The sequence below is a fragment of the Azonexus sp. IMCC34842 genome, from assembly GCF_050368855.1.
GTDB classification, from domain to species: domain Bacteria; phylum Pseudomonadota; class Gammaproteobacteria; order Burkholderiales; family Rhodocyclaceae; genus Azonexus; species Azonexus denitrificans_A.
The window spans coordinates 876,435-890,456 of sequence record NZ_CP178449.1; the positions used below are offsets into that span (position 1 = coordinate 876,435).

A 14,022-nucleotide genomic window follows, 5' to 3' on the forward strand; every position below is an offset into this window, starting at 1 on the left:
GGTTGTGATTCGTACGTTATTGGCAGCGGCTTGTCAGCGAGCGCGTCGGGGGCGCGGGGTGTTGTACGCCATCGTGGCGGGCATCGGCTTTGCCTTCTTTTCCGCCGGTGTCCGGGCCGACCATGAGGACGGGCATTCGCAAGCGCTGACCGTCCACGGCTTCGGTACGCTCGGGATGGCGCGCACGACCAGCGAAGAGGTCGAATTCGTCCGCGATATCTCGCAGCCGCGCGGGGCGCGGACGCAGTGGGACGGGCGGGTCGATAGCGTGCTCGGCCTGCAGGCCAACTGGCGCATTATTCCCGGGCTGGAGGCCGTTGTTCAGGGGGTTAGCCGTTATCGCTACGACCGGACCTTTACGCCGGATATTGCCTGGGCTTATCTCAAATACGATCCGACGCCAACGCTCAGTTTGCGGGCTGGGCGCCTAGGCACGGAATTCTTCATGCTGGCTGATTCGCGCCAGGTCGGCTATTCCTTCCTGACGGTCCGCCCGCTTGGCGATTATTTCTGGTATCTGCCCTTTTCCAGCATCGACGGGGCCGATGTCGCCCTGACCGTGCCGCTTGGCGACAACGTGTTGCGCGGCAAGCTCTATTACGGCATTTCCGACGGCAATATTCCGTTGGCCGATCAGCAATGGAAGCTGGATGGTTCGCCGATGGTCGGCGGATATCTGGATTACCAGCTTGCGGCGTGGCAGTTCCGTCTCGGTTACGCCAATATCAAATTCCATAACAGCCTGCCGATAGCGCGGGATTTTTATGCCATTCCGGCTGCCCAGTTTTCGCCGGCCGACGTCCGTGCCTCGCTCGACTATCTCGAAACCGCCGGCACGCGCAGCCACTATTACTCGTTCGGCGTTGTTTACGATGATGGTCCGTGGCAGTTCCAGTTGATGCTCAACCATGTCGAGCAGGGCAGCAATGCCTTCCAGAGTTCCGATGCCGGCTATCTCCTGGCCGGCTATCGGATCGGCCCGGTGACGCCTTATCTGGGCTATTCACGGGTCGAATCAAAGCGGCGCGGAAATACCATGAACCCGGCGGTGGCGCACGTCATGGCCGATTCCGCGTCCGATCAGAAAACGGCGATAGTCGGCGCCCGCTGGGATGTGGTGCGCAACGTCGCCCTCAAGGCCCAGTGGGATGCCATTCGTGGCGATGCCCGGTCGATTTTTCCCTACCGTCGCGAAACAGGCGAGTGGACAGGCAGAATGGATGTATTTTCGCTGACCATGGATTTTGTTTTTTAAAACGATGACCAAAGGCCAACTTCGCTTCCTGTTGCTGAGTATCTGGCTGGCGCTGATGCCGGCGGGCGAGGCGCAGGCCGAACTGGTTGTCATCGTCAATGCAAGATCCGGCGTCGCGGTGATGACGCGCAATGAAATCGTGAATATTTTCTTCGGTCGCTATCGGCAGTTTTTCAACGGGGTTGAAGCGCAGCCGGTCGATCTGGTCGACTCGCATCCCGATCGGGCGCGTTTCTATAAGGCGCTGGTCGGCAAGGACTTATCCGACGTCAATGCGTACTGGTCGCGGCAGGTCTTCTCCGGTCGCATGCAACCGCCAGAGAAGGTCAATACGCCGGATGAAATCCTCAAATGGGTGGCGTCGCATCCGGGCGGTATCGGCTTTGTCGAATTGACCAAGGCCGACGCGCGCGTCCGGGTGGTTCATGAATTCGCTCCCTGAGCGGGTTTTCCTTGCTCGAGGTGGTCATTGAACCTGGAGCTGATTGGTATGGTCATCATCTTTGTGGCCATCGCGGTGATTGTCATCAAGTCGAAATAGTGCGCCGGCAGGCTGTGCCTTTTGCGCAGAATTGGTCACAATATCTTCACCCATCAATCAATAAAAGGAGACAAACATGCCCAGGAAAATGATCAGTGACATTCTCGTCGGCCACACCCTGATTACGGCAAATAAGGAAATGAGCGTGCGTGCCGCATCGTGCCTGATGGCCGAGAAGAAAATCGGTGCCCTGCTGGTCGTCGAAGACGGGCGCATCGCCGGCATCTTCACCGAGCGCGATGCGCTGAACAAGGTTCTGGCGGGCCGCCTCGATCCGGAAGCAACGCCGCTATCCCGGGTGATGGTGGCCAACCCGCAAACGATCCGGCTCGACAAACCATTGGCCTACGCCTTACTCATGATGGCGGAAGGCGGCTTTCGTCACGTGCCGGTGATCGATGGCAATGGCGCTCCGGTCGGTATGGTCTCGGCCCGCGATGCGCTCGGCCAGGATATTGTCGAGCTTGAGCGCGAACTCAGTCGTCAGGAAAGCCTCGAGAGTTCGATCGGCTACTGAACCGGCTGCCAGCCAAAACGCGCCAGTATCGCGGCAAACTCGCCCGATACTGGCGCTTTTATTTGTTGCCGCTGGCCGCTGAGCGGGTGCTCGAACGTCAATTCGGTACAGGCCAGCAACAGTCGGTGGCAATCGAGATGTTCGGCGAAATAGCGGTTGTGCCGCCCCTTGCCGTAGGTTGCGTCGCCGATGATCGGGTGGGCCAGATGTTTCAGGTGGCGGCGCAATTGATGGCGCCGGCCGGTAATCGGGTCGAGTTCGAGCAGGGCGTAACGGCTGCACGGATAGCAGTCGACGGCGACGGGCAATTCGATTTCGGCCAGTTTCCGGAAATGGGTCAGCGCCGGCTGGGCTTCGCTGCTGCTTCGCTCGCCACTGAATTCGTAGGCGTCGCGCTGCCGGCTGAGGGCATGATCGATGCTGCCGGCGGCTGGCGGATAGCCGCGGACGATGGCCCAGTAGCGCTTTTCGACCGTACCGGCTGCGAACTGCCGGCCGAGCTGGCTGGCAATTTCGCTACTCAAGCCGAACAACAGCACGCCCGAAGTGCCCCGGTCGAGTCGATGGGCCGGCCAGACGCGCTGGCCGATCTGGTCGCGCAGGATCTGGATGGCAAAACGCGTTTCGTGGCGGTCGATTTCCGAACGGTGGACGAGCAGGCCGGGCGACTTGTCGATGACGACGATGTGTTCGTCGCGATAAAGGATATCTAGCTGCTCAGCCAAAGAACCGGCTCTTCGCCGCGGCCGAGATCGCCATCCCGGTTATGTGTGCCCGCTCGAGCAGTTCCCAGTAGTAGCGGTAGGAGGCCCGGTCATGCAGCTTGCCATCGTGCTGGGTTGGTCCCCAGTCCGTGTCCTGGGCGGCGCTCAGTATTTCCGTGGCGGCCTGGACCTCGGAGAAGTCGGGGCGCATGGCTTCGATAATGGGGATAATCTGGTTCGGGTGGATGCTCCACATGCGCAGGAAGCCGAATTCGCTGCGGGCGCGCCGGGCGTCGTTCCGGATGTAGTCGATGTCCTTCAGTTCGGTCGTTACGTTGTGCGATGGCACCACGCCGCAGGCCAGGGCGGCGGCGCTGATTTCGCACTTGGCGCGGGCGACCAGCGGATGATCGAACTGGCCTGGACTCTGCATGGCGCTGCCGGGAATCGCGCCGTGGTGGCCGGAGACGAAATCCATCAGGCCGAAGTCAAGGCTCTCGACGCCGGGCAGGGCGGCGATTTCCCAGACCTCGCGCAGGGCGCCGTGGGTTTCGATCAGTACGTGCAACGGAATGCTGCGTTCGACGCCGAATTCGCCCTCGATCTCGCGCAGTGCTTCGATCTGGACGCGAACGTCACCGGCGCTGCATGGCTTTGGCAGAGTAATGAAGGGCAGGCGGTTGCCGGCTAGGCGGACGAGAATTTCCATGTCCTGGCGCCAGTGCGGGTGGGTCACGTCATGCACGCGGGCGCCAACCCGATTGAACAGATTGTCGTCGGACATGATGACGGCGGCAGCCATTTCGGCATGCTCGCGCTCGGCGCCGGCATGGGCGCCGTCTTCGCAGTCGCAGGTGATGTCGAAGATCGGGCCGAGTTCCTTCTGCAGTTGCAGTGCCTTCTTCATCAGCTTTTCCGAGCCGGCGTAGTGGTCGACCGCGGGCAGGATGGGAAAGGGCTTCTCGCCGGCAAAAAGAACCGCGTTAGGATGGCGCATGGTGGTGATTGGTCGCTGGTTATCGGTTGTTGGCTATTCTTGATCTGGAAACGAAAAAGGCCGCGGTATTTTACCGCGGCCCTTGCTTGCTTTTGCTAGCGACTAATCACTAGCAGCTAACGACTCTCAGAGCATGTCCTTGACGGCTTCGGCTTCGTCGGTCAGTTCCTTGAGCGTGATGTTGATCTTCTCACGGCTGTACTCGTCGATTTCCAGACCCTGGATGATCTTGAACGAACCACCCTTGCACTCGCACGGGAAGCCGAAGACGATACCGGCCGGGATGCCGTAGGAACCATCGGAAGGAACGCCCATGGTGACCCATTCGTCGGAACCGAGGACCCAGTCATGCACGTGGTCGATGGCGGCGTTGGCGGCGGAAGCGGCGGACGACAGGCCACGGGCTTCGATGATGGCGGCGCCGCGCTTGCCGACGGTCGGCAGGAAGACGTCGTTGTTCCAGGCGTGATCGTTGATCAGGGCTTTGACGCTGTCGCCGTTCGAGGTGGTGTAGCGGTAGTCGGCGTACATCGTCGGCGAGTGGTTACCCCAGACGACCAGCTTCTTCAGCGAAGAAACGTCGCGGCCAGCCTTGCCGGCCAGTTGCGACAGGGCGCGGTTGTGGTCGAGGCGCAGCATGCCGTGGTAGTTGTTCGGGTTGGTGCGGCCAACCTTCTTGGCGGCAGCAGCAGCGATGAAGGCGTTGGTGTTGCAGGGATTGCCGACGACCAGGACCTTGACGTCTTCCTTGGCGTTTTCGGCGATGGCCTTGCCTTGCACCGTGAAGATGGCGCCGTTGGCGGTCAGCAGGTCGGCGCGTTCCATACCCTTGGTGCGCGGACGGGCGCCGACCAGCAGGCAGACGTCGGCGTCCTTGAAGGCAACGTTCGGGTCATCGGTGGCAACCATGCCGGCGAGCAGCGGGAAGGCACAGTCTTCCAGCTCCATCATGACGCCCTTCACGGCTTGCTGAGCTTGCGGCAGGTCGAGCAACTGGAGGATGACCGGCTGGTCTTTGCCGAGCATTTCGCCGGAGGCGATGCGGAACAGCAGGCTATAACCGATCTGGCCGGCGGCGCCGGTAATGGCAACGCGCATGGGGGCTTTGGACATATGTCGCTCCTGTATGAAACAGCGTGATTGAAATTGTTCGTGTCTGCTCAAACGCCGGCTTTGGTAGTGCACCTTGCGTCAGCAAGCGCGAGAGACAAAGATGTTAGAAGTTCAGCGGGCCACTGTCAAATCATCATCTGTCTTATATAAGACAACTTTTCGTGGACGCTATGCCGGAATTGTGCTGAAATTTCACCCCTATGACTTCTGACGCTTCCCGTCCTGCCGTTCGCCCTCCGTCGCCGACTTTCAGTCCGCTTTATCGCCAGATCAAGGATTTTTTGATCCACAGTCTGCAAGAAGGGGAGTGGGGGCCAGGCGATGCCATTCCCAGTGAAGGCGAGTTGGCCGGGCGTTTCAACGTCAGCCAGGGGACCGTGCGCAAGGCGATCGATGAACTCTCTGCCGAGAACATGCTGGTCCGTCGGCAGGGCAAGGGCACCTTTGTCGCCACCCACAACGACCCGCGTTCGTTCTATCGCTTTTTGCGCCTGGTTCCGGACGGTGGTGGCGTGGCGCATTCGGTCAGTGATCCCTTTTCCTGTCAGGCGATTCCCGCATCGGTCGATGTCGCTGCCGCGCTGGGCGTGGCAGTAGGCGATCCGGTGATTTGTGTCGAGCGTCTGCTGCGGGTCGGCGGCGAGCCGGTGGTGTTTGATCAGATCTATCTGGCCAGCGAGTTGTTCGACGGGCTGACGCTGGAGCTCTTGCGAAGCGGGGAGCGCTCGCTGTACAGCTTGTTTGAAAGCGATTTCGGTGTTCGCATGATTCGGGCCGAAGAGCATCTCCGGGCAATTGCCGCCGATGCTCGCAGCGCCGGTCTGTTGGGCGTTGGTGAGGGTGATCCGCTGCTCCTTGTCGAGCGGACTGCCTACACCTATGGAAACAAGCCGGTTGAGTGGCGACGTGGTCTTTATTGCACGCGCCACCACTATTACCGCAATGATTTGGGTTAGCAGTGGCAGGCTTGCCGATCGGCTTGAAATAGCCCGGGCCGGCGTGTCCGGCCTGGTTTTGATTGTATAATTACGGTTCTTTTCGAACCACGTACAAGCGGAAAACCGCACACTCACGCGAGGGATGACGTTCATGGCAGAAATGACCATCAAGAAGCGTCCAAAGAATTTGGACTTGACCACTATCAGGTTGCCTTTGGCTGGCAAGGTTTCAATCCTTCATCGCGTTAGCGGTGCCGGCTTGTTCCTTTTTTTGCCGGTAATGCTCTGGCTTTTTTCGGCCAGCCTGACTTCGGCGGAGACTTTCGCCACCTTTAAGTCGGTGTTTTCGACGCTGCCGGCAAAAGTTGTGATGGCCGGTTTGATCTGGGCCTTTGTGCACCATTTCTGCGCCGGTATCCGCTTTCTGCTGCTCGATCTGCATGTCGGTATCGAGAAGGAAGCTGCCGCCAAGTCGGCTGGCATCGTGCTCGCTGTCAGCATTCCGCTGACCCTGGTTCTCTGGGGGGTGTTGTTGTGATTAACCGTACTGTTGTTGGTGCTCATTACGGCCTCAAGGACTGGATCGCCCAGCGCGCGACGGCTGTCATCATGGCCGTTTATTCGGTCCTGATTGCCGCGGTTCTGTTGATTGTCCGTCCGGGGACTTTCGAGGCTTGGCAGGGGGTCTTTGCCAATGGCGTGATCAAGTTCCTGACCTTCCTCTTCTTCGTTAGCCTTTTCTACCACGCCTGGATTGGCGTGCGTGATATCTGGATGGATTACGTCAAGCCGACGGGCGTTCGCCTGACCTTGCACGTTCTGACCATTGCTGCGCTGGTGGGTTACACCGCGTGGGCTGCTGCGATTCTCTGGAGGCTGTAAGCGTGAGTATTCCTGTTCTCAAGTTTGATGCGGTGATCGTCGGTGCCGGTGGTGCCGGTCTGCGTTCCGCGATTCAATTGTCCGAAGCCGGCCTGAAGACGGCCGTGCTGTCCAAGGTTTTCCCGACCCGCTCGCACACGGTTGCGGCGCAGGGTGGTGTTGCCGCTTCCCTCGGTAATTCCGAGGAAGATCACTGGACGTGGCACATGTACGATACCGTCAAGGGCTCCGACTGGCTCGGCGACCAGGACGCGATCGAGTTCATGTGCAAGAAGGCCAACGAAGTGGTCGTTGAGCTCGAACACTACGGCATGCCGTTTGACCGGACCGACGACGGCAAGATCTATCAGCGTCCGTTCGGTGGACACATGTCCAACTTCGGCGAAAAGCCGGTGCGTCGTTCCTGCGCTGCCGCTGACCGTACCGGTCACGCCATGCTGCACGCCATGTATCAGCGCAACGTCAAGGCCAATACCCAGTTCTTCGTTGAATGGATGGCCCTTGATCTTATTCGCGACGAAGAAGGCCACGTCCTCGGCGTGACCGCCATGGAAATGGAAACCGGCCAGATCGTGATTTTCCACGCTCGTGCCACCATTTTCGCGACCGGCGGTGCCGGCCGTATCTATTACTCCTCGACCAATGCTTTCATCAATACCGGTGACGGCCTGGGTATGGCGGCGCGTGCCGGCATTCCGCTCGAAGACATGGAATTCTGGCAGTTCCACCCGACCGGCGTGGCCGGTGCCGGGGTGCTGATTACCGAAGGCGTGCGCGGCGAAGGCGGCATCCTGCGTAACAGCAGCAAGGAGCGCTTCATGGAACGCTATGCGCCGAACGCCAAGGATCTGGCGTCGCGTGACGTGGTTTCCCGCGCCATGACCACCGAAATCAAGGAAGGCCGTGGCTGCGGCGTCAACAAGGACTACGTCCTGCTCGACATCACCCACCTCGATCCTGCCAATATCATGAAGCGTCTGCCGGGTATCCGCGAAATCGGTATCCAGTTTGCCGGCGTTGACTGCATCAAGGAGCCGCTGCCGGTGGTGCCGACCTGTCACTACATGATGGGTGGTATCCCGACGCATTACTCCGGTCGTGTCGTGATGCCGCAAGGTGGTGACATGAGTGCCGTAGTGCCCGGTTTCTATGCCGGCGGCGAATGTGCCTGCGCTTCGGTGCATGGCGCCAATCGCCTCGGTACCAACTCGCTGCTCGATCTGCTGGTCTTTGGCAAATCGGCCGGCGATGCCGCGGTGGAAGATCTCAAGGCCGGCCGCGCCCACCGCGATCTGCCGAAGGATGTTGCCGACAAGACCCTGGCCCGGATCAGCGCGCTGGACAACCGCAAGGGTGGTGCCAACGTGCACGAAACCCGTCTGGCAATGCAGCGCACCATGCAGGATCATGCTGGCGTTTTCCGTTTTGACGACATGCTCAAACAGGGTGTCGAGAAGATCCTTGAAATCGAGAAGGCTGCCCGCAATCTCGAAATCAAGGACAAGTCCATGGCCTGGAATACGGCTCGTACCGAAGCGCTCGAGATGGAAAACCTGATCGAGGTTGCCAAGGCCACGATGATCTCTGCCGAGGCACGCAAGGAGTCGCGCGGCGCCCACGTGCGCGACGATGCCCCGGATACTGCTGAATTCCCGAATGGCCGGAACGACAAGGTGTGGCTCAAGCACACCCTGTTTTCGCCGGTCGATAATTCGATCAGCTACAAGCCGGTCAACATGCAACCCCACACCGTCGAGCCTGTCGAGCTCAAGACGCGCTCGTACTAATTGGAGTTCAGAATGAGCAAACGCATGGTTCAATTCAGTATCTATCGCTACGATCCGGACAAGGACGACGCGCCCTACATGCAGGACATCTCGGTCGAGCTTGATCCGACCGACCGCAAGCTGCTGGACGCGCTGACCAAGCTGAAGGCCAAGGACGATACGATCTCCTACCGGCGCTCCTGTCGCGAAGGTGTCTGTGGCTCCGATGCCATGAACATCAACGGCAAGAACGGCCTGGCCTGCCTGACCGACATCGACAGCCTGAAGCAGCCGATCGTGCTGCGGCCGCTGCCGGCGCTGCCGGTCATCCGCGACCTGATCGTCGACATGACGCAGTTCTTCAAGCAGTACCACTCGATCAAGCCGTACCTGATCAACAACGATCCGCCGCCGGAACGCGAACGTCTGCAGTCGCCGGAAGACCGTGAAGAACTGAATGGTCTCTACGAGTGCATCCTGTGTGCCTGCTGTTCGACGGCTTGTCCGTCGTTCTGGTGGAACCCGGACAAGTTCGTCGGCCCGGCCGGCCTGCTGGCTGCTTACCGCTTCATCGCCGATACGCGCGACCAGGCGACCAACGAGCGTCTCGACAACCTCGAAGACCCGTATCGCCTGTTCCGTTGCCATACCATCATGAACTGTGTTGACGTATGTCCGAAGGGTCTGAATCCGACCAAGGCCATCGGCAAGATCAAGGACATGATGGTTCGTCGCGCTGTCTGATGGAAAGAAAAGACTACGAACGCCTGCGTTGGCGCTGTATCCGTCGCGGCCTGCTTGAGGTCGATATTGCGCTGACGCGCTTTCTCGACCAGCAGTTCGAGCAGCTGAACGACGAACAGCAGCAGGCGTTCGTGGAACTTGCCGACATGGAGGATCATGACCTCTGGCACCTGATCAGCGGTCAGGCCGAGTGTGATGATCCCCGGTTGGAGCCGATCGTGGCAATGCTTCGTAAGAGTTGAGTAAGGTTGGCGTTTTAACTTAGGAACGTTGACCGCTTTTTTTGGCAGTGCAGTGATAACCAACACCTGAACAGGGAATAGAACCATGACGACCGAACGCAAGGCAACTTTGACAATCGATGGACTGGCGCCCGTCGATTTCCCGATCATGTCCCCGACGCACGGCAATGACTGCGTCGATATTCGTACGCTGGGCGGCAAGACCGGCTTGTTCACCTACGACTCCGGTTTCCTCTCCACCGCCAGCTGCAAGTCCACGATTACCTTCATCGACGGTGACAAAGGCGAGCTGCTGTATCGCGGTTATCCGATCGAACAACTGGCCGAAAACTGCAACTTCCTTGAAGTCACCTATCTGTTGAAGAATGGTGAGCTGCCGAACGCCAAGCAAAAGACCGATTTCGAAACCACCATCAAGAAGCACACGATGGTGCATGAGCAACTGACCAAGTTCTTCTCCGGCTTCCGTCGCGATGCCCACCCGATGGCCGTGATGACCGGTGTGGTTGGCGCGCTGTCCGCCTTCTACCACGATGCGATGGACTTCTCGGATTCCGAGCACCGCAACATCAGCTTCAATCGCCTGGTCGCCAAGTTGCCGACCATCGTTGCCATGGCTTACAAATACAATACCGGCGCGCCGTTCATGTATCCGGACAACGATCTGGACTACACCGCCAATTTCATGCGCATGATGTTCGGTAACCCGTGCGAGAAATATGTGCCGAACCCGGTGCTGGTCAATGCGCTCGACACCATTTTCACGCTGCACGCCGATCACGAGCAGAACGCCTCGACCTCGACGGTGCGCCTGGCTGGTTCCTCTGGTGCCAACCCGTTCGCCTGTATCGCTGCCGGTATCGCTTGCCTGTGGGGCCCGGCGCACGGTGGGGCAAACGAAGCCTGTCTGCAGATGCTGGAACAGATCGGTGACGTTTCCCGTGTTGGCGAGTACATCAACCGCGCCAAGGACAAGAACGACTCCTTCAAGCTGATGGGTTTCGGTCACCGTGTCTACAAGAACTTCGACCCACGTGCCAAGCTGATGCGCAAAGTTTGTTTCGAAGTCCTGTCCGAACTGGGCCTGGAAAACGATCGCCTGTTCAAGCTGGCCATGGAACTGGAAAAGATCGCTCTGGAAGATCCGTACTTCGTCGAGAAGAAACTCTACCCGAACGTCGACTTCTACTCCGGCATCGTCCAAAAGGCGATCGGCATTCCGACCGAAATGTTCACCTGTATCTTCGCGTTGGCCCGTACGGTTGGCTGGATGACGCAGTGGGAAGAAATGATCACCGATCCGGAATACAAGATCGGCCGGCCGCGCCAGCTGTACATCGGCGCCGCCAAGCGCAACGTGGTACCGCTCGCCCAACGCGGCTAAGTTGAAAATCGGGCGGCCGTTTGGTCGCCCTTTTTCTACCTGCGGAGTCCTGTCACTCCGCGACCCGCAGCTACCCAAAAAGACAACACCCTCAAGGGGACGCCAATGACTACGATGAATCAACTGTTCGACAGCACGATGTTCTTCGGCGGCAATGCGCCGTTTGTTGAAGAACTGTACGAAAATTATCTCGACAATCCGACCGCTGTGCCGGCTGAGTGGCGTGATTATTTTGACCGCCTGGCCCAGATGCCTGGCTTTGTTGCTCGTGATGTGGCGCATGCGCCGGTCATTGCAGCCTTTGCCGAGCTGGCCAAGGATGGTGGTTTCCGTCCGGCCGCGGCGACTGGTGGCGACAACAAGAAACAATCCGCAGTGGGGCAGTTGGTTACTGCTTACCGCTCGATGGGCACCCGTTGGGCCGATCTCGATCCGCTGAAGCGCTTGCCGCGTCCGAAGATCGAAGAACTCGAACTGGGTTTTTACGGGTTTTCCGATGCCGATCTGAACCAGACCTTCAGCGTCGGTTCCCTGAAAGGCCTGCCGGACAACGCCAAGCTCGGCGACATTCTCGAAACGCTGAAACAAACCTATTGTGGTTCGGTCGGCATTGAGTACATGTACATGACCGAGTACACCGAAAAGCGCTGGTTGCAGGAGCGTCTCGAGACCATCCGCTCGCGCCCGACCTATTCGGCTGACCAGAAGAAACGTATTCTCGAACGTTTGACCGCGGCCGAAACGCTGGAGCGTTACCTGCACACCAAGTATGTCGGCCAGAAGCGTTTCTCTCTCGAAGGCGGTGAATCGCTGATCGTCGCCATGGACGAAACCATTCGGGCCGGCGGCAACTTCGGCGTCGACGAAATCGTCATCGGCATGGCTCACCGCGGTCGTCTCAACGTGCTGGTCAATACGCTGGGCAAGGCCCCGTCCATGTTGTTCTCCGAATTCGAAGGCAAGAAGAAGAGCGATCTGTCGGCTGGCGACGTCAAGTACCACATGGGTTTCTCGTCCGACGTGTCGACATCGACCGGCCCATGCCACCTGACGCTTGCCTTCAACCCGTCGCACCTGGAAATCGTCAACCCGGTGGTCGAAGGCTCGGTCTACGCCCGTCAGGTTCGCCGTGGCAAAGGCAGCAAGTCCAAGGTTCTGCCGGTCATCATCCACGGCGACTCCGCTGTTGCCGGCCAGGGCGTCAATCAGGAAATGCTCAACTTCGCGCAGACCCGCGGCTACGGCACGGGCGGCACGCTGCATATCGTGGTGAACAACCAGATCGGTTTTACTACCAGCGACCCGCGCGACTATCGTTCCGGCCATTACTGTACCGACATCTTCAAGATGGCCGACGCGCCGATCTTCCACGTCAATGGTGATGACCCGGAAGCCGTCGCGCTGGTTACCCAGCTTGCCGTCGAGTTCCGCCAGACCTTCAAGAAGGATGTCGTGATCGACATCCTGTGCTTCCGCAAGCTCGGCCACAACGAGCAGGACGAGCCGATGGTCACCCAGCCGCTGATGTACAAGAAGATTGCCAAGCATCCGGGTACCCGCAAGGTTTACGGCGACAAGCTGATTGCTGAAGGCGTGCTGCCGGCTGATGGCCCGGACCTGATGATCAAGGAGTACCGCGAACATCTGGACAAGGGCGAGCTGCTGTACAACCCGGTACTGGCCGGCTACAAGCATCCGAACATGATCGACTGGACGCCGTTCCTGCCGAAAAAATATATCGAGACCTGCGATACGACGGTGCCGATGAAGGAGCTGCAGCGTCTTTCCCAGCGTCTGACGACCCTGCCGGAAGGTTTCACGCTGCACTCCCGTGTCAAGAAGATCGCCGAAGACCGCGCCGCGATGGGCGAGGGCAAGCTGCCGGTTGACTGGGGCATGGCCGAAAATCTGGCGTACGCCTCGCTGCTGGTTTCCGGCTACGGTGTTCGCATCTCCGGTGAAGACGTCGGCCGTGGCACTTTCTTCCACCGCCATGCAGCTTTCCACGATCAGAACCGCGAAAACTGGGACGAAGGCACCTACCTGCCGCTGCAGAACCTGCAGGAAAAGCAGGCCGGTTTCCAGTGCTTCGACTCGGTGCTGTCCGAAGAAGCCGTGCTCGCCTTCGATTACGGTTACGCCACCGCCAATCCGTACGAGCTGGTTATCTGGGAAGGCCAGTTTGGCGACTTCGCCAACGGCGCCCAAGTCGTCATCGACCAGTTTATTTCTTCCGGTGAGGCAAAGTGGGGTCGGGCCTGCGGCCTGGTCATGTTGTTGCCGCATGGTTACGAAGGTCAGGGTCCGGAGCACTCGTCGGCTCGCCTCGAGCGCTACATGCAGGCCTGCGCCGAGATGAACATGGAAGTCTGCGTGCCGTCCAATGCCGCCCAGGTATTCCACATGCTGCGCCGTCAAGCCGTGCGCATGCAGCGCAAGCCGTTGATCGTCATGACGCCGAAGTCGCTGCTCCGTCACAAGGATGCCGCCTCATCGCTGGAAGAACTGGCCAACGGCGAGTTCCAGCGGGTCATCGGTGAAGTCGATGCGATTGACGCCAAGAAGGTCAAGCGCGTCATCCTCTGTTCCGGCAAAGTTTATTACGACCTGGTCGCCGCCCGTCGCGAGAAGAAGATCAGCGACATCGCCATCGTCCGTATCGAGCAGCTCTATCCCTTCCCGAAGGATTCTCTCGAGAAGGAAATGGCGAAGTATCCGAAAGCCAGCGAAGTCGTCTGGTGTCAGGAAGAGCCGCGCAACCAGGGCGCCTGGTACTGGTTCGCCTCGCGTCACCATCTTGACACTGCTTTGGGTGCCAAGAAGCTACTGCTGGTCGCCCGTCCGGCATCGCCGTCGCCGGCTGTCGGTTACCTGGCCAAGCATAACGAGCAACAAAAGGCACTGATCGAGTCCGCACTGGGCAAGATCGAGTACTAATA

At 59.3% G+C, this 14,022-nt stretch carries 14 protein-coding genes; 11 read left to right on the plus strand and 3 right to left on the minus strand.

Annotated features, from left to right (window positions below):
- Positions 1-58: 58 nt before the first annotated feature.
- The 3 genes from ACLIKD_RS04060 (at position 59) to ACLIKD_RS04070 (ending at position 2,313) form a co-directional block, all read left to right on the plus strand.
- Positions 59-1,255 carry a hypothetical protein gene (locus tag ACLIKD_RS04060; RefSeq protein ID WP_428827269.1) on the plus strand — a complete coding sequence of 399 codons (1,197 nt, stop codon included), beginning with the start codon at positions 59-61 and terminating at the stop codon, positions 1,253-1,255.
- 4 nt (positions 1,256-1,259) lie between these two features.
- Positions 1,260-1,697 carry a hypothetical protein gene (locus tag ACLIKD_RS04065; RefSeq protein ID WP_226472733.1) on the plus strand — a complete coding sequence of 146 codons (438 nt, stop codon included), beginning with the start codon at positions 1,260-1,262 and terminating at the stop codon, positions 1,695-1,697.
- Positions 1,698-1,872: 175 nt separating this feature from the next.
- Complete coding sequence (locus tag ACLIKD_RS04070) at positions 1,873-2,313, plus strand: CBS domain-containing protein (RefSeq protein ID WP_226418991.1); 441 nt, start codon at positions 1,873-1,875, stop codon at positions 2,311-2,313.
- On the opposite strand, the gene ACLIKD_RS04075 is transcribed toward ACLIKD_RS04070, so the two are convergent.
- The 3 genes from ACLIKD_RS04075 to ACLIKD_RS04085 form a co-directional block, all read right to left on the minus strand.
- Positions 2,307-3,038: a tRNA pseudouridine(65) synthase TruC gene (locus ACLIKD_RS04075; RefSeq protein WP_428827270.1), complete on the minus strand. Its 732-nt coding sequence runs from the start codon at positions 3,036-3,038 to the stop codon at positions 2,307-2,309. The two genes, ACLIKD_RS04070 and ACLIKD_RS04075, sit on opposite strands and share 7 nt — an antisense overlap.
- A complete protein-coding gene (locus ACLIKD_RS04080) occupies positions 3,031-4,014 on the minus strand; it encodes an HpcH/HpaI aldolase/citrate lyase family protein (RefSeq protein ID WP_428827271.1) in 984 nt (327 codons plus the stop codon). The genes ACLIKD_RS04075 and ACLIKD_RS04080 overlap by 8 nt, the downstream gene beginning before the upstream one ends.
- 126 nt (positions 4,015-4,140) lie before the next feature.
- A complete protein-coding gene (locus tag ACLIKD_RS04085) occupies positions 4,141-5,127 on the minus strand; it encodes a malate dehydrogenase (protein WP_226418994.1) in 987 nt (328 codons plus the stop codon).
- 200 nt (positions 5,128-5,327) lie between these two features.
- Here ACLIKD_RS04085 and ACLIKD_RS04090 point away from each other — a divergent pair, with 200 nt between their 5' ends.
- From ACLIKD_RS04090 to ACLIKD_RS04125, 8 genes are all read left to right on the plus strand, one after another.
- Positions 5,328-6,083, plus strand: coding sequence for a GntR family transcriptional regulator (locus ACLIKD_RS04090; RefSeq protein WP_226418995.1), 756 nt, complete (start codon positions 5,328-5,330; stop codon positions 6,081-6,083).
- Positions 6,084-6,216: 133 nt separating this feature from the next.
- Positions 6,217-6,603, plus strand: a complete 387-nt coding sequence (sdhC, locus tag ACLIKD_RS04095; RefSeq protein ID WP_226418996.1) for a succinate dehydrogenase, cytochrome b556 subunit — start codon at positions 6,217-6,219, stop codon at positions 6,601-6,603.
- Positions 6,600-6,947: a succinate dehydrogenase, hydrophobic membrane anchor protein gene (sdhD, locus tag ACLIKD_RS04100; protein ID WP_428827272.1), complete on the plus strand. Its 348-nt coding sequence runs from the start codon at positions 6,600-6,602 to the stop codon at positions 6,945-6,947. Before sdhC ends, sdhD begins: the two co-directional genes overlap by 4 nt.
- 2 nt (positions 6,948-6,949) lie before the next feature.
- Positions 6,950-8,734, plus strand: a complete 1,785-nt coding sequence (gene sdhA / locus ACLIKD_RS04105; RefSeq protein ID WP_428827273.1) for a succinate dehydrogenase flavoprotein subunit — start codon at positions 6,950-6,952, stop codon at positions 8,732-8,734.
- Between the two features lie 12 nt (positions 8,735-8,746).
- A complete protein-coding gene (locus ACLIKD_RS04110; protein ID WP_226418999.1) occupies positions 8,747-9,457 on the plus strand; it encodes a succinate dehydrogenase iron-sulfur subunit in 711 nt (236 codons plus the stop codon).
- Positions 9,457-9,699, plus strand: coding sequence for a succinate dehydrogenase assembly factor 2 (locus ACLIKD_RS04115; RefSeq protein ID WP_428827274.1), 243 nt, complete (start codon positions 9,457-9,459; stop codon positions 9,697-9,699). Before ACLIKD_RS04110 ends, ACLIKD_RS04115 begins: the two co-directional genes overlap by 1 nt.
- 85 nt (positions 9,700-9,784) lie before the next feature.
- The gene (gene gltA / locus ACLIKD_RS04120; protein WP_428827275.1) at positions 9,785-11,083 is read left to right on the plus strand and encodes a citrate synthase; all 1,299 of its coding nucleotides are present in this window, start codon (positions 9,785-9,787) and stop codon (positions 11,081-11,083) included.
- Between the two features lie 105 nt (positions 11,084-11,188).
- A complete protein-coding gene (locus ACLIKD_RS04125; RefSeq protein ID WP_428827276.1) occupies positions 11,189-14,020 on the plus strand; it encodes a 2-oxoglutarate dehydrogenase E1 component in 2,832 nt (943 codons plus the stop codon).
- The last annotated feature ends 2 nt before the right edge of the window (positions 14,021-14,022 follow it).

Coding starts and splice junctions, on each gene's coding strand:
- gltA (WP_428827275.1), top strand. CDS start 9,785: ATGACGACCGAACGCAAGGCAACTTTGACAATCGATGGACTGGCGCCC.
- ACLIKD_RS04085 (WP_226418994.1), bottom strand. CDS start 5,127: ATGTCCAAAGCCCCCATGCGCGTTGCCATTACCGGCGCCGCCGGCCAG.
- sdhC (WP_226418996.1), top strand. CDS start 6,217: ATGGCAGAAATGACCATCAAGAAGCGTCCAAAGAATTTGGACTTGACC.
- ACLIKD_RS04090 (WP_226418995.1), top strand. CDS start 5,328: ATGACTTCTGACGCTTCCCGTCCTGCCGTTCGCCCTCCGTCGCCGACT.
- ACLIKD_RS04125 (WP_428827276.1), top strand. CDS start 11,189: ATGACTACGATGAATCAACTGTTCGACAGCACGATGTTCTTCGGCGGC.
- ACLIKD_RS04115 (WP_428827274.1), top strand. CDS start 9,457: ATGGAAAGAAAAGACTACGAACGCCTGCGTTGGCGCTGTATCCGTCGC.
- ACLIKD_RS04080 (WP_428827271.1), bottom strand. CDS start 4,014: ATGCGCCATCCTAACGCGGTTCTTTTTGCCGGCGAGAAGCCCTTTCCC.
- ACLIKD_RS04065 (WP_226472733.1), top strand. CDS start 1,260: ATGACCAAAGGCCAACTTCGCTTCCTGTTGCTGAGTATCTGGCTGGCG.
- ACLIKD_RS04110 (WP_226418999.1), top strand. CDS start 8,747: ATGAGCAAACGCATGGTTCAATTCAGTATCTATCGCTACGATCCGGAC.
- ACLIKD_RS04070 (WP_226418991.1), top strand. CDS start 1,873: ATGCCCAGGAAAATGATCAGTGACATTCTCGTCGGCCACACCCTGATT.